The sequence below is a fragment of the Delftia sp. RIT313 genome (assembly GCF_000632165.1).
Taxonomy (GTDB): domain Bacteria; phylum Pseudomonadota; class Gammaproteobacteria; order Burkholderiales; family Burkholderiaceae_C; genus Comamonas; species Comamonas acidovorans.
Map to the genome: position 1 here is coordinate 41005 of NZ_JFYT01000042.1, position 19753 is coordinate 60757.

Here is a 19753-nt window from a genome sequence, read left to right on the forward strand (position 1 = left end):
GCCGTCAGCACGCAGGCGGATGCTGCATGCAGGTCTGGAGCCAGCCCTGGGTGACGGCAAACAGCCGTGCTGCTTCGCGGGAGGCGAACGCCTTGTCGAAACGGAATACGCGGCAGTAGCTGCCGTTGCCTTGGGAGCGATGGACCGCGAAGGAGGCGCGGAAGCGGCCGCAGTCGGTCGGGTGTGTCGAGGGCGAGACGACGTACTTGCCCATGGGAATGCCAGTGTTTGAAATGTGGTTCAGTCAGGTTCGCAGCCTTGAACAGGCCTGCGTGAGCATCTGGGAACTCGGTTGGCTGCAGCTCTACAGACCAACTGTGCGACAAAGGTCGCAAGAGACATCCTGCGGGGAGCGGCGGACAGCCGTTGTGCAGGGAAGGGAAGTGGGCGGCTCAAGCGCTTGGCCTCAACAACGGAGCTGACTATAACCTGTTGTGTATTTAGGCGCAACTTAATATTCTTTTTAATTGTAAAACAGTGCGTGGCCACCGATTTTGTTATGTTATAACGTAACTGTTTTGATGCAGGGCAAGGTCGCTGCCCGCCCTTTTTGACCAGGAAACCACCATGTCCCACTCCCTGACCACCAAGCAACAACGCGTGCTCGACACGCTGCGCCAGGCCGGCGCGCCGCTGACGGCCTATGCGCTGCTCGACCAGTTGCGGGACCACGGTTTGACGGCCCCTACCCAGGTCTACCGCGCGCTGGACAAGCTGGCCGAGCAGGGCGTGGTCCATCGCCTGGAGTCGCTGAATGCCTATGTCTGCTGCTCGCATCCGGACGAGGGCAGCCATGATTTCTCGGCCTTTGCGATCTGCGACAGCTGCGGCCAGGTCGATGAGTTCGTGGACGATGCACTCAACCGCTGCCTGGGCAGCTGGGCGCATGGCAATGCCTTTGCGCTGGCCCATTCGAACATCGAGCTGCATGGCAAGTGCTCCGCCTGCACCGCGCTCCCCGCCTGAGACCCCTTCCTGCGCATGCGGCCGCAGTGCCCGCCGCGCGATCCCTGTCCCTGTTCGAGAGATTCCATGATGCATACCGTAGCGCCGGTTCAGCCGCCGCATGCCCGATTGCCTGTGACCGTGCTGTCGGGCTTTCTGGGCGCGGGCAAGACCACCTTGCTCAACCACATCCTGCACAACCGCGAAGGGCGGCGCGTGGCCGTCATCGTCAATGACATGTCCGAGGTCAACATCGACGCGGCCCTGGTGCGCGATGGCGGGGCCGACCTGTCGCGCACCGACGAAAAGCTGGTGGAGATGAGCAATGGCTGCATCTGCTGCACGCTGCGCGAGGACCTGCTGCTGGAGGTGGCGCGGCTGGCGGGCGAGGGCCGCTTCGACCAGCTGGTCATCGAGTCCACGGGCATCTCCGAGCCGCTGCCGGTGGCCGAGACCTTCACCTTCGCGGGCGAGGACGGACGCAGCCTGGGCGATGTGGCGCGGCTGGACACCATGGTGACCGTGGTCGACGCCTTCAACTTCCTGCACGACTATGGCTCGCGCGACAGCCTGCGCTCGCGCGGCGAATCGCTGGGCGAGGAGGACCGCCGCACCGTGGTCGATCTGCTGATCGAGCAGGTGGAGTTCTGCGATGTGATCGTGCTCAACAAGATCGACCTGGTCACCGAGGAGGACTGCACGCGGCTGATGGCCATCCTGCGCGGGCTCAACCCGCGTGCCAGGCTGGAGATCGCCTCCTTCGGCCAGCTGCCGCTGGATCGCGTGCTCGATACCGGGCTGTTCGATTTCGAGGAGGCCTCCAGGGCGCCGGGCTGGCTGCAGCAGTTGCGTGGCACGCACCAGCCCGAGACGGAGGCCTATGGCGTTGCCAGCTTTGTCTACCGAGCCCGCCGCCCCTTTCATCCCCGGCGCTTCTTCGGCCTGGTGCAAAGTGAATGGCCGGGAGTGGTGCGCTCCAAGGGATTTTTCTGGCTGGCCAGCCATCCGGCGCTGGCCGGCTCCTGGTCGCAGGCCGGCGCCGTGGCGCGCCATGGCCCGGCCGGCCACTGGTGGGCCGCCGTGGAGGCCGAGCGCTGGCCGCGCGACCCCGAAAGCGTGAAGCGCATCCTGGACAAATGGGTCGATGGCGTGGGCGACGCGCGCCAGGAACTGGTGCTGATCGGCATGGGCATGGACGAGGACGCGCTGCGCGCCCGCCTGGACGAGTGCCTGCTGACCGATGCAGAAATGGCCCTGGGCCCGCAGGCCTGGGCGCAATGGGACAACCCGTTTCCCGACTGGAATTGAACGAATACCGCGCCGGCCTGGGTCGGCGCGGCCACTGGAGCCCCGAATGCCTGCACCTCTTCCCGATGTTTCCCTGACCGATCCCGCGCCCAGCCTCAGCCCGCTGCAATGGGTGGGCATGCAGGGCATAGACCTGCCCGTGACCGTGGCCGAGCCCGGCTACTGGCGCGAGCTGCATGCGCGTGCCGATGTGCAGGTCGATCTTCCTGCGGCCCATGTCAAGGGCATACACATGTCCCGGCTGTACCGGCAACTGGACAGCCTGGCCGAGGAATCCGCGCTGTCTGCCCTGGCGCTGCGCCATGCGCTGCAGGCCATGATCGACAGCCACCTCGACTGCCAAAGCCGCAGCGCCCGAATGCGCCTGTCGCTGGACCTGCTGGCCCAGCGGCCCGCCCTGGTCACCCACGATCTGTCGGGCTGGAAGTCCTATCCCGTGCGCCTGGACGCCACGCTGGCGCAGGGCGTGTTCCAGCTGCGGCTGCAGGTGGGCGTGGGCTATTCCTCGACCTGCCCCTGCTCGGCGGCACTGTCGCGCCAGTTGCTGGAGCATGGCTTTTTGCAGGCCTTTGCGGGCGAGCCACTGGTGGAGCCGGACCAGGTGGCCTCCTGGCTGCGCCGGCATGGCACGCTGGCCACGGCACACAGCCAGCGCAGCGAGGCCCAGGTCAGCGTGGACCTGGCCTGTGATGCGCCCGACCTCGGCATCCTGCCCCTGATCGCCCGGGTGGAGCAGGCGCTGGGCACGCCCGTGCAGACGGCCGTCAAGCGCGCCGACGAGCAGGCCTTTGCCGCGCTCAACGGCCGCAACCTGATGTTTGTCGAGGATGCGGCGCGCCGCATACAGGCCGCGCTGGAAGGCATCTACGCCCGGCCGCGCGTGCATGTGCGCCACATGGAGAGCCTGCATCCGCACGATGCCGTGGCCTGGGCATGACCGGCGAGCCGGCACCCGTTTCTCTACAACCCAAGGAGTTTTCCATGCAAGTTCTCTCGTCCCTCAAGGAAGCCAAGCTGCGCCATCGAGACTGCCAGGTGGTGCGCCGGCGCGGCCGCATCTACGTCATCTGCAAGAGCAACCCGCGCTTCAAGGCCCGCCAGGGCGGCGCAAAGAACAGGCGCAAGGGATGATCCGCAAGAACCCGCGCGGCGACCTGCCGCGCATCCATGCCAGCGCCTTCGTGGACCCCACGGCCATCCTGTGCGGACTGGTGGTCGTGGAGGAGAACGTCTTCATCGGCCCCTATGCGGTGATCCGTGCCGACGAGATGGATGCGGACGGCCACATCGACCCCATCGTGATCGGTGCGCACTCCAACATCCAGGACGGGGTGGTGATCCACTCCAAGTCCGGCGCGCGCGTCAGCGTGGGGCAGCACACCTCGATCGCCCATCGCGCCATCGTCCACGGGCCCTGCACCGTGGGCAATGGCGTGTTCATCGGCTTCAACAGCGTGTTGTTCAACTGCGTGGTCGATGACGGCTGCGTGGTGCGCTACAACGCCGTGGTCGATGGATGCCACCTGCCGCCGGGCTTCTACGTGCCATCCACTGCGCGCATAGGCCCGGAGACCGACCTGTCCACGCTGGCCCAGGTGCCCGCCGACGCCAGCGATTTCTCCGAGGACGTGGTCCGCACCAACAACGAATTGGTGCGCGGCTACAAGGCCATCCACAATGAGTTCTAGAACAAAGCACCCCCTGAGCGGCTACGCCGCTTCCCCCTCTCTCGCTGCGCGGGAGGGGGACGACACCCTCGGTGCGGGGCTGCCCTTCCTCGGTGTCCCTGGGCTGGGGTGCGCCAGTCTCGTGGAACGTGGACGGTTGGTAGTGCGCAGTGACGTGAATCACTGAGACAAGAAAGGGCTGCATGTCCGATTCCGCTGACCTCAAGAACCTGGGGCTGAAGGCCACGCTGGCGCGACTGTGGGTACTGGACATCTTTCGCCACGGGGACCAGCGGCATCTGGCGGCGGAGGAGGTCTATCGCCAGCTGCATGACCAGGGCCGGGGTACCAGCCTGGCCACGGTCTACCGCGTGCTGGCGCAGCTGGAGCAGGCCGGCATGCTGCGCCAGCAGCGCTTTGCGGCGGGCAAGGCGGTCTATGAACTCGACGACGGCGAGCACCATGACCACCTGATCTGCACGCGCTGCGGCCTGGTGCAGGAGTTCCACGATGCGGTGATCGAGCAGCGCCAGAAGCTGCTGGCGCGCTCGCATGGCTTTGCCATCGTGGAGCACTCGCACATTCTCTACGGGCGCTGCATCAAGCCCGACTGCGAGCGGCTGGCGGGCCGGCCGGAGGCTAGCTCTCCTTGAGGCTGCGCTGCGCACGCTCGCAGATGCGGCGCGTGGCGGGCACGGGCGATTCCTCGAGCCATTGCGCGCACAGGGCGCGCACCCAGTCGGGCCGGCTCTTGGCCGCGTCGTTGAGCCAGTTGGCCACCGAGTCCTGCACATAGGGCGAGGCATCGGCGCGCAGCCGCTGCAAAAGGGGCAGGGCGATCTCCGGCTGCTGCTTGAGTGCCTTGATATGGCTGCACCAGACGCCGCGCGGCCGCAAGGCCTCGCTGGCGAAGCGGCGCAGGCGGTCGGAGGGCCGCCTTGTCCACCGAGACAACTCGGCCACGGCCTGCGGCAGGTCGCTGGCCAGATGTGGGCGCACGCCCATCCACGACCATTCGCGCACGCCGAAATGCGAGTCATCGGCCAGCGGCTGCAGCAGTTCCAGGCGCTGGCTCAGGGTCAGGCCCGGCTGCGCACCGGCCATGAAGCAGGCCCAGCCGCGCACCGTGTCAGAGCGGTGCGTGAGGCAGCGCTGCCAGCCGGCCTGGCCCAGCGCCTGCCACAGCAGGCCGCCAATGCACTCCATGCGTTTGAGAATGCCAAGCTGGCCCAGCGCCTGCGCCGTGTCCTCCAGTTGCGGCCACGCGTCGGGAAAGACGGCCTGCAGCAGCCGGGCCTGGTCCACGGCCAGGCTTTCGGTCAGCGTGGCGGTCTCGATCTCGCCCAGGGACAGGGCCTGCAGCAGTTCGGGAGTGATATCGACTTTGCGGTTGGCGCCCTTGCGCCGGGGGGTGGGCGCCGTCATTCGCTGGCCTCCACGCCTGCGGCGGCCTTGGCCAGCAGCTTTCCCAACTGGCCGCGTTCGGCGGGCGACAGGTTGGAAAACAGGCCGGCGATCCATTGGCTGTGCCGGGCAAACAGCTTGCGCGCCAGCTGGCGGCCCTTGGCGGTGAGCTGCACGCGCAGCGCGCGGCGGTCGTCCGGGTCGGGCAGGCGCTCGGCCAGGGCCTCGCGTTCCAGGCCGTCCAGCAGGCCGGTCACGGTGGCGCGGGTGATGCCGGCCTGCTCTGCCAGGTGGTTGGGCGCCAGCCCTTCGCTGGCGGATTCCAGCAGGAACAGCAGCACGAAGCGCCCTTCGGACAGGCCATGGGGCGCCAGCAGCGCGGCGCAGTCACGGTCGATGCGCGCAGCCAGGGACAGGGTCTGGAAGCACAGCCGCATGCTGTCCACGTCGTCCAGCTTGCGGCGTTCGGCTTGGGCCAGCAGGGCCTGGTATTTCTGTTCGAGTTGCATGCGGCAAGCATACAGTATGGTGGCTAACCATGTGGCTGGGCCTCCAGGCAAGCAGTGGCCTGTGCGCGATGGCTGCGCTTGCGGCGCAGCCTGCGCACGCCTATGAGCACGCCCGTGGCGCTCATCAGCAGGCCGCCCAGGCTGAAGGCCAGCAGCAGCCCATCCCATAGCGGCCGGCGCTGCAGCAGCGGCAGCCAGTCCCAGCTGTGCAGCATGGCGAACAGCCAGCGCTTGAGGCGCTGGGTGCCGTCCAGCCGGCCCAGCACCTGGCCCGTGTGCGGGTCGATGTGCACCCAGCTGGCCGCAGCATCGCCAAAGACCACGCGCAGCACGGGCAGGGGCTTGTCATGGCCGCCCATCATGGTGTGCTCGGCGCGCTCATACCAGTACAGGTCGTGCGCGGTCAGCCATTCGCTGCGCAGCACGGGGGCGTCGATCAGCACGGCCGCGCGGTCCAGCAGGGCCTCGCGCGAATGGGCCACGGGCGCGGCGCTGGCGCTGTCCAGCACCAGGGGCGTACCGGCTGCGGGCTGGGCCAGCACCTCGGTGCGGCCTGCGGTGCGCAGCCAACGCAGTTCGCGCACGGGGCCGCCCGCTGTGGCAATCAGCGACTGCGGCGTGGCGTCGTCCCCGGTCAGGCGCAGCGGGCCCTGCTGCCACCGGGCCATGTGCAGTGGCGGCGTGCCCGTGTCGAACAGACGCCAGGGGTTCATGGACATCAGGCCGCTGAAGATCCAGGCCAGCGTGGTCAGCGCAAACAGCAGGCCCGCCACATGGTGCCAGCGCATGGCGCGGCCCGGGTAGGGCGTGCGCCGGCCGCTGCGGTAGGGCTGCCTGAACCGCCAGCGCATCACCCCGACCACGGTGCCGGTGATGGCCACGGCAATGCCGACCAGCGACAGCACGTTGACGATGTCGGCCCAGGCGCCGTCAAAGGCATTGCCCCGGAACATGTACAGCCAGTGCAGCCAGGCGCCCAGGTAGTTCCAGCCGCGCTCGGTGCGCGTGGCATCGCGCACCACCTCGGCCGTGCGGCCGGAGATGTAGAGCAGCGTGCCCTGGGCATCGTCCAGTTGCACGCGGTGCAGGGGGCGGTGGATGTCCAGCGCGCGCGAGTGGCTGAAGGCATCCTCATCCACCGTGCCCAGGTAGTGCAGGCCCGTGCCGTCCCCCGCGAAGGCGCGGGCGCTGGCCAGGGCCTGCGCCTCACTGGTGGCGGGCAGCACCTGGCCGCTGGCCGCATCAATGGCCACGGGCTGGCGCCGCCCCTCGGGCGTGGCCAGGTAGCTGGCACGGCCGGCGCTGCCGGCATGCAGGCGCAGATCCTTGAGCGGGCCGTCGATGCCGGCCGCGCGCAGCGCCTCGGCGGGCGCGAGCAGGGCGGCGTTGCCATCGAGCGGGGGCAGGTGGCGCAGCCGTTCGGCCTCGGTGAGCTTGGGGTAGCCCACGTACATCATCACCATGCCCGAGACAAACCACAGCGCAAAGAACAGGCACACGGCAATGCCCAGCCAGCGGTGCAGCAGGAACAGCCAGCGTTTGAGGTGAAGGCGCATGGCGCGGCCCTCGCTCAGAACGCCACGCGCAGCGTGATATCGGCCGTGCGCGGCGCCCCCAGGTAGGCCATGGTGCTGGTCAGGCTGGCGGCGTAGACACGATCGGTGGCATTGCGCAGCCGTGCAACCACGGTCATGCGCGGGTCGATGCGGTAGCTCAGGCCCAGGTCCAGCAGCGTGTAGGCGGGCCAGGACAGGGTATTGGCCGCATCGGCATAGATGCCTCCCACGCGGCGCAGCCCGGCGTTGACCTCCAGGGCCGGCGTGATGCGGTAGCTGGTCCAGAGGTTAAGCACGCTGGCGGGCGTGTTCGTGGGCCGCTTGCCGGCCAGGGACACGCCGCCTTGCTGGTAGTTGTCATAGCGCGCGTCCACATGGCTCCAGTTGCCCTGGACCGACCAGCGCGGCGTGGGCGCCAGGCCCATGGACAGCTCCACCCCGCGCGAGGACTGCTGGCCCACCAGCACCGTGCGCGTGCTGTCCTGCGGGTCCTGGGTGGAGATGTTGCGGCGCGTGATGTGATAGACCGCCAGCGCCGCCGTTCCCTTGCCCTGCCAGAACGACAGCTTGCTGCCCGCCTCCACCTGGCGGCCCGTGGTCAGCCCGGTGTTGTTGATGGCGTCGGCAAACGAGGCGCCCATCAGCATGCCCGACGGCGGATCGGCCGCCGTGGAGAACTGCGCGTAGAGATTGGCCTCGGGCGTGGCATCCCAGACCAGGCCCACGCGCCCGGTCGTCGGGCTATAGCTGCGGCTGTAGCTGGCGGGCAGCGCGGGCGTTACATCGCGCCGGTTGGTCAGGTCCACATCGATGCGTTCATGGCGCAGGGCGGTCAGCAGGTGCAGGGCCGGGGTGAGGGCCGTGCGGTTTTCCAGGTACAGGGCGGTGGTGGTGACCTTGTTGTCGCGGTCAGGTCTGAAGCCGGGCGCCATGCCGGGAATGTCGTAGAAGTTCTCTGTCGTGAAATCGTAGGGATTGACCGTGCTCACCGTGCCAGACAGGCTGTTCGGAAAGCGTGTCTGCCGGTTCACGCTCACGTCCAGGCCAAAGGCCCATTCGCTGCGCCGGCCGGCCAGCTCGCCCAGGTAGCTGCCTTCGATGCGGTCGCCCACCATGCGCTGGTCATGGCGCTGCAGCAGCGCGGCCGAGCGCACCACCGCGCTGTTGTCGGGCGTGAAGCGGTAGGTCTCCACGTTGCGGTAGTCGCGCAGCGCGTCATAGGCGTAGAAGGTGTTGCTCAGCTTGAGCCGGTCGCTTGCCCGCCATTCGGTGATGGAGCGCAGCCACTGCACGCGCTGGGCGTACAGGCCGTCGGCGCTGTTGTAGTTCTTGCCGAGGGTGGCCTCGTCAATGCGCGCCTGGCCGCGCAGCGGGTTGAGCAGCGGCGTTCCCCAGTACGGGCGGTCCACGCGCTCATGCTGGGCTTCGTAGGCCAGGGTGTGCGTGAGGCCGCCACCCAGGTCGGACAGCAGCGAGGCCGCCAGCTGCGTGGAGCGCGATTGCGTGCCGCCCACCCAGCTGCCAGCATCGCGGTGGTTGAGGTCCAGGCGCAGGTAATGGGTCGTGCCCTGGCTGTCGGTGGCATCGCCCAGGCGGCGGTTCAGCCCGACGGAGGCTTCCTTGAGCCCGTAGCTGCCCAGGCGCAGCTGGCCTTCGGTGAAGCTGTCGCGCTGGGCCAGCTTGGTGATGTAGTTCAGCGTGCCGCCCACGCCGCCTGCGCCGTAGAGAAAGCCGGAAGCGCCGCCAATGGCCTCGACCCGGTCGTAGATCCAGCTGTCCACGGGCCGGGCCGCAATGGAGTACTGCAGGTTGATGCCGTTGAACAGCTGGCTGACCGACCCCGTGCCGAAGCCCCGGTAGCTGATGCCTATGTTGCCGGGCGGGCTGTAGGCCGTGACGCCCGGAATGGAGCGCAGGATCTCCTGCGTGTCCTGGGCGCCACGCGCCTCGATGGCGGCGCGGTCCACGATGTGCACCGAGGCCGGTGTCTCGCGCGCCGTCAGGCCCAGGCGGCTGGCCGTGCCCACGGTCTTGTTCAGCGGCAGCAGTCCGTTGGCGTCGGCCGTGGCCTGGTCGGAGACTTCGACGGCGGGCAGTGCCGCCTCGGCCAGGGCCTGCGCGTGCGCGGCAGGTGCCCATGCGGCGCCCAGCGCGCAGCACAGCGCCGTGGCCAGGGGATGGAGACGAAAGGCGTGCGTGGACGCGCGCACCGGCGCCGCCATCGCGGGGAAAAGGGAAGAATTCACGAACTGACTCCGGGTCTTGCACCGCGCATGCGGCGCAGTCCTGGGCCACAGGCGCGGCACAGGCGGGCCGGGCGCGCATCAGCAGGCCCGGCGGCGATTCAAGAGAACACGGCAGTCAGCGGGGGAGGGCCGCGCGCCGGCAGCGGCGCGCGTGTGACGGAGGCAATGTGCGCCGCCACCAGCGGCAGCAGCGCGTGGGCCAGCGGTTGCTGGTGGGGCACGGCCATCGCCGGCAGGGCCGGCGGCGGTGCGCCAGCGGGCAGGCACATGGGGCAGTCAAGCTGGTGGTGGCCCATGCCCGGGGCTGCGCTGTCGCCCAGCGCCACCAGCTTGACGTCGCCGCTGGCCGTGCAGACCAGCTCGAATCCCTGGGGATGGACCAGGGGCGATGCCACGGCAACGCCCAGCGTCACGGCAAACCAGGCCAATATCAGCCGGGTGAGCCAGAACGAGGAGCGAAGCGCTTGCATGGGGCGTGATTATGGCTTGGGGGCTGTAGTCGGTGTGAACAGACTGCCGCCCAGCTTGACGCCAGCCTTCAGGCCGCGCTTGGCGAACCAGCCCTGGTTCATCTCCAGCACATAGCGCACGGGCTTGGCCGAGCAGTGCGAGTCCTCGGTCATGGGCTTCATGTCTGCCAGGTTCACGATGGTGCCGTCATCCGCCACGAAGGCGGCGGTCAGCGGCAGCAGGGTGTTGCGCATCCAGAAGCACTGCACGGCAGGCACCTCGAAGACGAAGATCATGCCCTCCTGCTGGGGCATTTCCTGGCGGAACATCAGGCCGATGGCGCGCTCGCGGTCCGAGGCGGCCACCTGGGCATCGATGCGGTGGATTCCGGCCGTCAACTCCACGCGGCGCAGATTCATCTGGGGGCTGCCCTGGGGCTGTGCGCCTGCCGATACGGCGGCGCCAGCCAGGCAGGCGGCCATGAGCAACCGCTGCAGCGCGCGGCGGGAAAGGGATGTGTGGAGGGGTGTCGAAGGCTTCGTCATCTTGCACATTCTGTCGCAGGGGGCGCGTGGCCGGACGCAAAAATCGGCCTGGCCGGGCCATCATGGCCGGGCTGGCGGCAAAAAGCCCGCAGTGCATTGCTGACTTGCGGGCTTTTTTGAGGGGATGCCGGCTGGCATCCCGGGGCATGGATCAGGCCACGGCCTTGTGTGCCTTCTTCGTGGAGCGCTTGGCGTGCTTCTTGCCGGAGTGCTTGCCGCTCTTGGCGACCTTGGCCTTCTTGGCTGTGTGAGCGGGAGCAGCTGCGGAAGCGGCCGTGGGAGCCGACATCGGCGCTTCGGGTGCTGCGGCGGCCTGTGCGAAGGCGCCTGCGGCAAACGAACCGGCGATCAGGACAGCGAGGAGTTTTTTCATATATGCCATTTCCTAGAAAAGCGGTAGAAGCCAAGTTGAATCAGACAACGGTGCGAAATTCTTGATGCACCGCACATGCTCAACGCGCTTACTGTATCGCCGTTGACAGGAGGGCGGCCCGATTGTCGTTAGAATTTTCTGCACCAAATTCGTGCCCGATCCGGGCATTCACTCTTGCCTCGTGCACCAGCCAACGGAGACCCGTCCCCATGAACCGCTTCCAGCACATCCAGGTGCCGGCCGAGGGCCAGAAGATCACTGTCAACGCCGACATGTCGTTGAACGTGCCAGACCAGCCCATCATTCCTTTCATTGAAGGCGACGGCACCGGCGTGGACATCACGCCCGTGATGATCAAGGTGGTGGATGCCGCCGTGGCCAGGGCCTATGGCGGCAAGCGCAAGATCCAGTGGATGGAGGTCTTCGCGGGCGAGAAATCCACGCGCATCTACGGCCCCGATGTCTGGCTGCCCGAGGAAACCATGCAGGCCCTGCGCGAGTACGTGGTCTCCATCAAGGGCCCGCTGACCACGCCCGTGGGCGGCGGCATCCGCTCGCTGAACGTGGCGCTGCGCCAGGAGCTGGACCTCTACGTCTGCCTGCGCCCCGTGCAGTACTTCAAGGGCGTGCCCTCGCCGCTGAAGGAGCCCGAGAAGACCAACATGGTCATCTTCCGCGAGAACTCCGAGGACATCTACGCGGGCATCGAGTACGAGGCGCGCAGCGACAACGCCAAGAAGCTCATCGACTTCCTGGTCAAGGAAATGGGCGTCAAGAAGATCCGCTTCCCCGAGACCTCGGGCATCGGCGTCAAGCCCGTGTCCATCGAGGGCACGGAGCGCCTGGTGCGCAAGGCCATCCAGTACGCGATCGACAATGACAAGCCCAGCGTGACCCTGGTCCACAAGGGCAACATCATGAAGTTCACCGAAGGGGGCTTCCGCGACTGGGGCTACGCGCTGGCCGCGCGCGAGTTCGGCGCCCAGCCCATCGACGGCGGACCCTGGCTCAAGTTCAAGAACCCGCGCACGGGCCGCGACATCGTCATCAAGGACTCCATTGCCGACGCCTTCCTGCAGCAGATCCTGCTGCGCCCGGCCGAGTACTCGGTGGTGGCCACGCTCAACCTCAACGGCGACTACATCTCGGACGCGCTGGCCGCCCAGGTCGGCGGCATCGGCATTGCGCCCGGCGCCAACATGTCCGACTCCGTGGCCTGCTTCGAGGCCACGCACGGCACGGCCCCCAAGTACGCGGGCAAGGACTATGTGAACCCGGGCTCCGAAATCCTCTCGGCCGAGATGATGCTGCGCCACATGGGCTGGCGCGAGGCGGCCGACCTGGTCATCAGCGCGCTGGAAAAGGCCATCCAGAGCAAGCAGGTGACCTACGACTTCGCCCGCCTGATGGACGGCGCCACCCAGGTGTCGTGCTCTGGTTTTGGCGAGGTGATGATCTCCAAGATGGATTGACGGGCGCCTGCGCTCCATGAAAAAACCGCGCCAGGGCGCGGTTTTTCTTTGGTGGTCGTTGACGGATCAGCTCTTGGGCAGCGCACAGCCATCGGGCCCGCAATCCTCGCCTTGGGGCGCGGTCTGCTCGCCGGCGGTGATGGCCGCAACCTGCTGCACCCACTCGCCCAGTTGCTGCGCCCAGCCATCGGCATCTCCCAGCCAGGGACCGATGTCGATGCGCTGGATGGCGCGCTGGCCCGGCTGCTCTGCCTCGGGGTGGTCGAACTCCAGCGCGAAGGTCGGGAAACCCTGGCCTTGTGCCAGCTCCAGCCATTCGCGCGACTGGGCGATATGGGCTTGGGTTGCGGCGCCCGAAAGGCGCTGGAAGGCGTCAGTGAAGGCCGCCACGTCCAGGCCCAGGTCCCGGGCCAGTTCCAGCAGCACGGCCGGATCGCTGATGCGCCGGCCTTCGACATAGTGGGCCTGCTGCTGGCGCGCCAGCATGTCCAGGCCCCGGCCCGCCAGTTCCTCGGCGGCCAGCAGCGCCGTGGTGGGCGGTTCGGAGTCCAGCACGGCGCCCAGGTCGTTGAGCAGGCCGTCGAAGTAGGCCGTGCCGAAGGGCTGGCCCGTCATCTCGGCAATGCGCTGGTCGTGCGGCATCACGTGGCCGCGCCAGTCGGCCGTGATGGTGCGGGTGTGGGCGCCCGTGAGCATGCCGCCGCCATGCCACTGCAGGGTGACGCCGGGCACGCTGCGCGCGGCCTTGACCAGGGGCGCGGCGGCATAGCACCAGCCGCACAGCGGGTCGAAGATGTAGTGGAGGACAAAGGGCGGCTGCGCGGTCGTGGTCATGGCAGGAGCGGGCTGTGATGAAGGCGCCCACTGTAGCGGCTATTGGCTTGCCCGTGACGGGGCAGGGCCGCAGGCAGAATGGGCGACTGCCGCCGTGCAGCCACCGTGCTGCCATCGCCGATCCCGTCTGCATTGCCATGCGCCTCAAATCCACGCCGCCTCCGTCCGATCCATCCGCTTCCTCCGCCCCGGCCGCCGAGCCCAGCGTCCAGTCCGTCGCCCGGCGCGGCATGCTGGGTTTTCTGCTGTTCTGGCTGCTGGTCATGGGCGTGCTGTACTGGGCCATGCAGATGTACCTGAAGCCGGCCGGCGTCAAGGTCCAGGCCGATGGCACCGTGACCATTGCGCGTGACCGCGACGGGCATTTCCGCGTGGAAGGGGCCGTCAACGGGCAGCCCGTCATGTTCCTTGTGGACACGGGCGCCAGCATGGTCGGCGTGACCGAGCCGCTGGCCGAGCGCGCAGGCCTGGACGGCGGCGAGCCGGTTCGCTTTCGCACCGCCAATGGCGAGCGCGACGGCCGCATGGTGGTGGCCGAGCAGGTGCGCGTGGCATCTCTGGTGGTCAGCGGCCTGCGCGTGGGCACGGGCTATACCGGCAGCACGGACAGGGATGCGCTGCTGGGCCAGAACTTCCTGCGCCAGTTCGATGTGGAAATACGCGGCGACCGCATGCTGATCCATCCGCGCGGCAGCGGGTCTTCGCCCAAGCGGTAGGTACGTAAGCAACTAAGTAACTAACTAGCTAAGCAAGGGAGAGGGACATGACAAACAACGCCTTTCGCACCGACAGGCGCAGATGGCTGCAGACGGGCGCAGCCCTGGCGGCGCTGGGCTGCACGGCCTGTGCCAGCGTGGGGCAGGGCGGTGCCTCTTCCACCGGCGCCGGCACCGGCACCGGCCTGGCCGAAGACCTGGGCGAACGCCTGGACCAGGGCGTGCAGAGCGGAGAACTGGCGAAGCTGCATGCCGTCGTCGTGATGCGCCACGGCCGGCTGGCGCTGGAGCGCTATTTCGAGGGCGAGGACGAACGCTGGGGCGAGCTGCTGGGCAAGGTGGCCTTCAACGCCGACTCCCTGCACGATGTGCGCTCGGTCAGCAAGAGCGTCGTCGGCCTGCTGTACGGCATGGCCCTGGCCGAGGGCAAGGTGCCCGCGCTGGACACGCCCCTGGTCCAGGCCTTTCCCGCCTACAGCGATCTGGCGGCTGATGAGGGCCGGCGCGCCATCCTGGTCTCCCATGCCCTGGGCATGACCATGGGCCTGCAATGGGACGAGGACCTTCCGTATTCCGACCCGCGCAACAGCGAAATCGCCATGGAGCGCAGCAGCGACCGCTACCGCTACGTGCTGGAGCAGCCCATCGTCGCCCCGCCCGGCGAACGCTGGTGCTACAGCGGCGGGGCGACGGCCCTGCTGGGCCATCTGATCGCGCAGGGCAGCGGCATGCCGCTGCTGGACTATGCGCGGCACAAGCTGTTTGCTCCGCTGGGCATCGACAAGGCCGAGTGGACGCCTGGCACCAACGGCGAGGCGGCCGCCGCCTCCGGCCTGCGCCTGCGGGCGCGAGACCTGGCCCGCATCGGCCAGCTGGTGCTGCAGCAGGGCGAATGGCAAGGCCGGGCGCTGGTACCCCGGCATTGGATTGTGCAATCCATTCAGCCGCGCGTGGACGCCTGGCCTGGCCTGCGCTACGGCCACCACTGGTACGTGGGGCAGACCCGCGCCGGCCTGGCGTACTACATGGCCATCGGCCTGGGCGGCCAGCGGCTGGTGGTCGTGCCCCAGCATTCGCTGGTGTATGCCGTCTTCATGGGCAACTACGACAGCCCCCAGCAGGTGCAGCGCGTGGCTGCCGTGCAGGGCCTGATCGCCGCTGCCTTGCGTTGACTGCCTGGCGTTGACAGCCTTGCCCTGACAGCCGTGCGCGGGCATGTCGGGCGTGCGAGAATCCCCGCTTCCAAGGTCGGCCGCATGCCCGGCTCGCGCAAGCAGGGCGCGAAGCGGGGCGGGCCGGTGCGTGTCGAGGCTCGATCCACTTTCCTGGTTCCGGTGCCGGCCCATGAGCCCCTGAGGCCATGGCGCCGGTTGTTTCTGCCTCCCGCATGATCGCCAGATCACCGTTTGCCCGTGTCCCACCGCCAGCCCATCCGCATCGCCGACCGCCACCAGTTCGACACCCTGATCGACGCCCGTTCGCCTGCCGAATTCGCGCAGGACCACATTCCCGGCGCCATCAACTGCCCCGTGCTCGACAACGAGGAGCGCGCCCGGATCGGCACCATCTACAAGCAGGTCAGCCCCTTCGAGGCCAAGCGCCTGGGCGCGGCCATGGTCTCGGCCAATCTGGCGCGCCATCTGCAGGAAACCTTCGCCGACAAGCCCGCCAACTGGAAGCCTCTGGTCTACTGCTGGCGCGGCGGCCTGCGCAGCGGCTCCATGGTCACCTGGCTGCGCCTGGTCGGCTGGGATGCCCAGCAACTGGCCAACGGCTACAAGTCCTATCGCGGCCATGTGATCGAGCTGATCGACCGCCTGGTGCCCCAGCTGCGCCTGCAGGTGCTGTGCGGCGCCACCGGCAGCGCCAAGACCCGCGTGCTGCACGCCCTGGCCGAGGCCGGCGAGCAGGTGCTGGACCTGGAGGGCTATGCCAGCCACAAGGGCTCCTTGCTGGGCAACCTGCCCGGCGTGGAGCAGCCCAGCCAGAAATACTTCGAGACGCTGCTGGCCCAGCAGCTGGAGAGTTTCGATCCGTCGCGCACCGTGTACGTGGAAGGCGAGAGCGCCAAGATCGGCCGCGTGTCCCTGCCGCTGGTGCTGGTCGAGCACATGCGCCAGTCGCCCGTGATTGCGCTCGATGCCACGCCCGAGGCGCGCCTGGCCTACCTGCTGCGCGACTACGCCTACCTGGGCGAGGATCCGCAGATGCTGGCCGACAAGCTGGGCTGGCTCAAGGAGCTGCAGGGCAAGGAGACCATCTCGCGCTGGCAGGCCTGGGCGCATGAGCGCAGCCTCTCGCCGCTGTTCTCCGAGCTCATGGCCCAGCACTACGACCCGCACTACGAGCGCTCGCAGGAGCGGCATTTCACGCAGTGGCGCACGCGCCGCAGGGTGCAGGCCGACGACCTCAGCGAGGCCGGCATCGCCGCGCTGGCGCAGCAGATACTGGCGCTGGATGCGGCATCGGCCGCATGAAGCAGCCGCGTGGATCAGGCGTTTGAATCAGGCGTGTGAATCTGCCAGCACCGGGTACAGCGACAGCAGCAGCAGGGCGGCCATGCCCCAGTTGAAGCGGCGCAGTGCCTGCGGCGAGCGCAGCGCGCGCCCCACGGCGCTGCCGAACAGCGTCCAGACGCTGACGCTGGGATAGTTCACGATGCCCAGCACCAGCGCGGCCAGCACCAGGTTGATGAAGAAATCCTCGCGCGGCGTGTAGGTGGCAATCACGCCGATGGCCATGATCCAGGCCTTGGGGTTGACCCACTGGAAGGCCGCCGCCTGCCAGAACCCGAACGGCCGGGCACCTGCGTTGCCGCCGTCGATGCCGCCGCTGCCCGCGATCTTCCAGGCCAGCCAGACCAGGTAGGCCGCGCCCAGGTACTTGAGCGCGGTGTAGATCACCGGCAGCCGCTCGAACACCGCGCCCAGCCCCGCGCCCACCAGCAGCACCATGACCACCACGCCCAGGGTGATGCCCAGCATATGGGGCACCGTGCGGCGGTAGCCGAAGGTGGCGCCCGAGGCCGTCAACATCACATTGTTGGGGCCGGGCGTGACGGAGCTGACGAAGGAGAACATGGCCAGCGGCAGCAGGAACGAAGTGTGGGCGGTATCGAAGGGCATGGTGGCAACAGGCATGACAGGGAATCCGGCGCCCTGTCTGCGCATGCCGCAGGCCGCGGCGCCGTCAGGCCATGCTAATCGCAGTTGGTGGCAGCTATCGGTACAGTAGCAGTACACTTTGCCAGAACAATTTGCCAACTGGCCTGCCCACATGACCCTGACACTTGATCCCGCAGCCACGCCGAAGCAAGCGCAGGCACAGCAGACACCGCAGGCACCGCGCGCATCCTCAGATACGGCTTTCCAGGCCGCTGCGCCCTGGCGCCCGCTGCGGTCTTCCGACCTCTCGCTGGTGGACCAGTTGGTGGACCACTACGGCGGCCTGATCCGCCACCACGGCCTGCGCGCGGGCTCGCGCCTGCCTTCCGTGCGTGCCCTGGCGCAAGAGGCGGCCGTGAGCCGCGACACCGTGGTGCAGGCCTATGACCGGCTGGCCGCCCAGGGCCTGGTGCATTCGCGGCGCGGCTCGGGCGTCTTCGTCAGCGCCCGGCGTGCGGCCCAGGCGGCGCCCCGCGCCAGCGATGCCCTGCCTACGCTGGAGCAGGGCGCGGCCTTCGATACCGCCTTTTTGCTGCGCAGCATGTTCCGCGAGGGCATGGAGCATTCGGGTGGCGCGGGCATGCTGCCGCCGGAATGGCTGGACCAGGAGATGCTGGCCTCGGCCCTGCGCGCCGTGGGCCGCAGCACGGGGCCGAGCCTGCTGACCTACGGCGTGCCCCAGGGCTATCTGCCGCTGCGCCAGCAGATCGCCTCGGTGCTGCAGGCCCAGGACGTGCCCGCCCACCCCGAGGCCCACCTGATGACCGTGGCCGGCGTCACCCAGGGCCTGGACCTCATCGTGCGCAGCCTGGTGCGGCCCGGCGATACGGTGCTGGTGGAAGACCCGGGCTGGTTCCTCATCTTCGGCCGGCTCAACGCCCTGGGCGTGAACGTGGTCGGCGTGCCCCGCCTGCCCGGAGGCCCCGATGTGGAGGCGCTGGAGCGGCTGGCCCGCCAGCACCAGCCCCGGCTTTTCATCCTGAACACTGCCGTGCACAACCCCACGGGCCAGACCCTGTCGGCCGGCGTGGCCCACGAGGTGTTGCGCATTGCCGAGCGCCACGACTTCTACCTGGCCGAGGACGACACCTACTCCGACTTCCTGCCCGGCGTGCCCGTGCGCCTGGCCGCCATGGACCGGCTGCAGCGCGTGCTCCTGGTGGGCGGCTACTCCAAGACCCTGGCCGGCAGCCTGCGCGTGGGCTATGTGGCGGCGCACACCGACCTGATACGGCGGCTGACCGACCTCAAGCTGCTGGGCGGGCTGACCACGGCGCTGCCGGGCGAGCAGGTGGTGCACCGCGTGCTGGCCGATGGCCAGTACCGCAAACATGTGGACCGCCTGCGCGAGCGCGTGGACCGCGCGCGCAACCGCTGCCTGCGCATGCTCGAAGCCCTGGACTGCCGGGCCCCGCACGAACCGCAGGCCGGCATGTTCGCCTGGGTGGACTGCGGCGTGGACTCGGAGGTGCTGGCCCGCCATGCCGCGCCGCAGGGCCTGCTGCTGGCACCGGGCCTGCTGTTTTCGCCCAGGCAGGCCGCGGGCAGCATGCTGCGCATTCCCGTGCCCATGGTGGAGCAGCCCCAGACCTGGAAGATCCTCGGCCACCTGCTGGCGCAGCACCGGGGTGGTGGTGGATGAGTGGATGACTGGAGGGTGCAGCAACACTGCCTGACGGGAGGTTGACGCTGCCGGCGCCAGGGCGTGTAAGACAGAGCATCGGGCCTCGGCGCCCCGGTAGTGCGCTGCTATCGTTCCGGGATGACTATTGAGCTTGTCTTGCCTGGGGAGGCCGGCCGCAGAGCCGGGGTGAACGACAGCCGGCCCCGACCGGGAGGCGGCGCGGCGCGCCGCCTGGCGCCGGTGCTGGCGCTGCTGCTGACAGCGGGCTGTGCCGACACGCCCGCGCCGCGCGGCAAGGTGGAGGGCGCCTCGTTCGAGCCCAGCGAAATCGTGCAGTCCGACAGCAACCGCATGGCCACGCTGGCCATGAAGGAGAACCTGGACAGCCTGATGCGCATCATGGACAAGCTGTACCTGCGCAACCCCTCAGAGTGGAAGAAAACCGCCGAAAGCCGCGAGGCCGCATCCGCCTACGTGCGCATCGCCATCACCGAGCGCCAGCCTTGGGCCGACCTGCGCGGCGCCCAGGACGTGGCCGCGCTCTCGCTGGCGCTGCAGCCCGACTTCAAGGGCGACCGCGTGGCCGCCTTCGTCCATGCGCTGGCCGACACCATCATCACCGCCCACGGCGGGCGCACCAGCTTCACCCTGGTCCATGGGCTGGACCCGCAGCTGATCTACAACGCCGCACGCAACGTGGAAGTGGCCAACTGGATTCTCAACTCACGGCGCAACGCAGCGGGCGGGCCGCTGCTGCTGTCCAACCACCTGGGCGACGACGCGCGCAACCTCAGCTTCGAGCGCGAGATGGGCAAGATCATCGGCAGGCTGGACCTGATCGCCAACTACACCACCGAGCGCTACAGGCGCTCCTTCATCGGCTACGGGCAGGGGCTGGTGGCCGGGCCCTTCATGCAGTTCCTGCCCGTGCGCTGAGGCG

General features: G+C 68.4%; 22 protein-coding genes. 12 read left to right on the plus strand and 10 right to left on the minus strand.

The features are described from left to right. Positions 1 to 4 precede the first annotated feature (4 nt). The gene (locus BW39_RS11395; RefSeq protein WP_012205475.1) at positions 5 to 214 is read right to left on the minus strand and encodes a hypothetical protein; all 210 of its coding nucleotides are present in this window, start codon (positions 212 to 214) and stop codon (positions 5 to 7) included. Positions 215 to 567: 353 nt separating this feature from the next. Here BW39_RS11395 and BW39_RS11400 point away from each other — a divergent pair, with 353 nt between their 5' ends. The 6 genes from BW39_RS11400 (at position 568) to fur (ending at position 4573) form a co-directional block, all read left to right on the plus strand. Beyond that, positions 568 to 966 (plus strand): Fur family transcriptional regulator, encoded by a 399-nt coding sequence (locus BW39_RS11400; RefSeq protein ID WP_051940745.1) that lies wholly within the window; start codon positions 568 to 570, stop codon positions 964 to 966. A gap of 66 nt (positions 967 to 1032) precedes the next feature. Next, entirely contained in the window at positions 1033 to 2253 is a 1221-nt protein-coding gene (zigA, locus tag BW39_RS11405; RefSeq protein WP_043821798.1) for a zinc metallochaperone GTPase ZigA, read from the plus strand. A 46-nt stretch (positions 2254 to 2299) separates the two neighbouring features. After that, positions 2300 to 3190 (plus strand): GTP cyclohydrolase FolE2, encoded by an 891-nt coding sequence (gene folE2, locus BW39_RS11410; protein ID WP_043821799.1) that lies wholly within the window; start codon positions 2300 to 2302, stop codon positions 3188 to 3190. 44 nt (positions 3191 to 3234) lie between these two features. After that, positions 3235 to 3384 (plus strand): type B 50S ribosomal protein L36, encoded by a 150-nt coding sequence (gene ykgO / locus BW39_RS11415; RefSeq protein WP_013802515.1) that lies wholly within the window; start codon positions 3235 to 3237, stop codon positions 3382 to 3384. Next, on the plus strand, positions 3381 to 3941 hold the full coding sequence (locus BW39_RS11420) for a gamma carbonic anhydrase family protein (RefSeq protein ID WP_013802514.1): 561 nt from the start codon (positions 3381 to 3383) through the stop codon (positions 3939 to 3941). Before ykgO ends, BW39_RS11420 begins: the two co-directional genes overlap by 4 nt. A 182-nt stretch (positions 3942 to 4123) precedes the next feature. Continuing rightward, positions 4124 to 4573 (plus strand): ferric iron uptake transcriptional regulator, encoded by a 450-nt coding sequence (gene fur / locus BW39_RS11425; protein WP_043821801.1) that lies wholly within the window; start codon positions 4124 to 4126, stop codon positions 4571 to 4573. Here fur and BW39_RS11430 read toward each other — a convergent pair. The 7 genes from BW39_RS11430 to BW39_RS11460 form a co-directional block, all read right to left on the minus strand. Beyond that, positions 4560 to 5345, minus strand: coding sequence for a DNA alkylation repair protein (locus tag BW39_RS11430; protein WP_043821803.1), 786 nt, complete (start codon positions 5343 to 5345; stop codon positions 4560 to 4562). The genes fur and BW39_RS11430 overlap by 14 nt on opposite strands. Continuing rightward, a complete protein-coding gene (locus BW39_RS11435; RefSeq protein ID WP_043821805.1) occupies positions 5342 to 5833 on the minus strand; it encodes a MarR family winged helix-turn-helix transcriptional regulator in 492 nt (163 codons plus the stop codon). The genes BW39_RS11430 and BW39_RS11435 overlap by 4 nt, the downstream gene beginning before the upstream one ends. Before the next feature lie 23 nt (positions 5834 to 5856). Further along, complete coding sequence (locus tag BW39_RS11440) at positions 5857 to 7389, minus strand: PepSY domain-containing protein (protein WP_043821807.1); 1533 nt, start codon at positions 7387 to 7389, stop codon at positions 5857 to 5859. Positions 7390 to 7403: 14 nt separating this feature from the next. Further along, positions 7404 to 9611 carry a TonB-dependent receptor gene (locus BW39_RS11445; RefSeq protein WP_043821809.1) on the minus strand — a complete coding sequence of 736 codons (2208 nt, stop codon included), beginning with the start codon at positions 9609 to 9611 and terminating at the stop codon, positions 7404 to 7406. Between the two features lie 122 nt (positions 9612 to 9733). Then, a complete protein-coding gene (locus BW39_RS11450; RefSeq protein ID WP_043821811.1) occupies positions 9734 to 10105 on the minus strand; it encodes a DUF2946 family protein in 372 nt (123 codons plus the stop codon). Positions 10106 to 10114: 9 nt separating this feature from the next. Beyond that, on the minus strand, positions 10115 to 10567 hold the full coding sequence (locus BW39_RS11455; protein WP_043821812.1) for a DUF192 domain-containing protein: 453 nt from the start codon (positions 10565 to 10567) through the stop codon (positions 10115 to 10117). 214 nt (positions 10568 to 10781) lie between these two features. After that, positions 10782 to 11003 carry a hypothetical protein gene (locus tag BW39_RS11460; protein ID WP_012205488.1) on the minus strand — a complete coding sequence of 74 codons (222 nt, stop codon included), beginning with the start codon at positions 11001 to 11003 and terminating at the stop codon, positions 10782 to 10784. Positions 11004 to 11212: 209 nt separating this feature from the next. On the opposite strand from BW39_RS11460, the gene icd reads away from it, so the two are divergent. Beyond that, a complete protein-coding gene (icd, locus tag BW39_RS11465; protein WP_012205489.1) occupies positions 11213 to 12475 on the plus strand; it encodes an NADP-dependent isocitrate dehydrogenase in 1263 nt (420 codons plus the stop codon). A gap of 66 nt (positions 12476 to 12541) precedes the next feature. Here the strand turns inward: icd and BW39_RS11470 are convergent, their stop codons facing one another. Then, positions 12542 to 13309 (minus strand): DsbA family protein, encoded by a 768-nt coding sequence (locus tag BW39_RS11470; RefSeq protein WP_043821814.1) that lies wholly within the window; start codon positions 13307 to 13309, stop codon positions 12542 to 12544. 137 nt (positions 13310 to 13446) lie between these two features. Here BW39_RS11470 and BW39_RS11475 point away from each other — a divergent pair, with 137 nt between their 5' ends. From BW39_RS11475 to mnmH, 3 genes are all read left to right on the plus strand, one after another. Beyond that, positions 13447 to 14025, plus strand: a complete 579-nt coding sequence (locus BW39_RS11475; RefSeq protein ID WP_235264196.1) for a retropepsin-like aspartic protease family protein — start codon at positions 13447 to 13449, stop codon at positions 14023 to 14025. 47 nt (positions 14026 to 14072) lie between these two features. Continuing rightward, a complete protein-coding gene (locus BW39_RS11480) occupies positions 14073 to 15197 on the plus strand; it encodes a serine hydrolase domain-containing protein (protein WP_043821817.1) in 1125 nt (374 codons plus the stop codon). Between the two features lie 240 nt (positions 15198 to 15437). Further along, positions 15438 to 16502: a tRNA 2-selenouridine(34) synthase MnmH gene (gene mnmH / locus BW39_RS11485; protein ID WP_043821842.1), complete on the plus strand. Its 1065-nt coding sequence runs from the start codon at positions 15438 to 15440 to the stop codon at positions 16500 to 16502. 27 nt (positions 16503 to 16529) lie between these two features. On the opposite strand, the gene BW39_RS11490 is transcribed toward mnmH, so the two are convergent. Beyond that, positions 16530 to 17165, minus strand: coding sequence for a LysE family translocator (locus tag BW39_RS11490; protein ID WP_043821819.1), 636 nt, complete (start codon positions 17163 to 17165; stop codon positions 16530 to 16532). Positions 17166 to 17301: 136 nt separating this feature from the next. Here BW39_RS11490 and BW39_RS11495 point away from each other — a divergent pair, with 136 nt between their 5' ends. Both BW39_RS11495 and BW39_RS11500 read left to right on the plus strand, forming a co-directional pair. After that, entirely contained in the window at positions 17302 to 18831 is a 1530-nt protein-coding gene (locus BW39_RS11495; RefSeq protein ID WP_043821821.1) for an aminotransferase-like domain-containing protein, read from the plus strand. Positions 18832 to 18951: 120 nt separating this feature from the next. Then, a complete protein-coding gene (locus BW39_RS11500; RefSeq protein ID WP_376781550.1) occupies positions 18952 to 19749 on the plus strand; it encodes a hypothetical protein in 798 nt (265 codons plus the stop codon). The last annotated feature ends 4 nt before the right edge of the window (positions 19750 to 19753 follow it).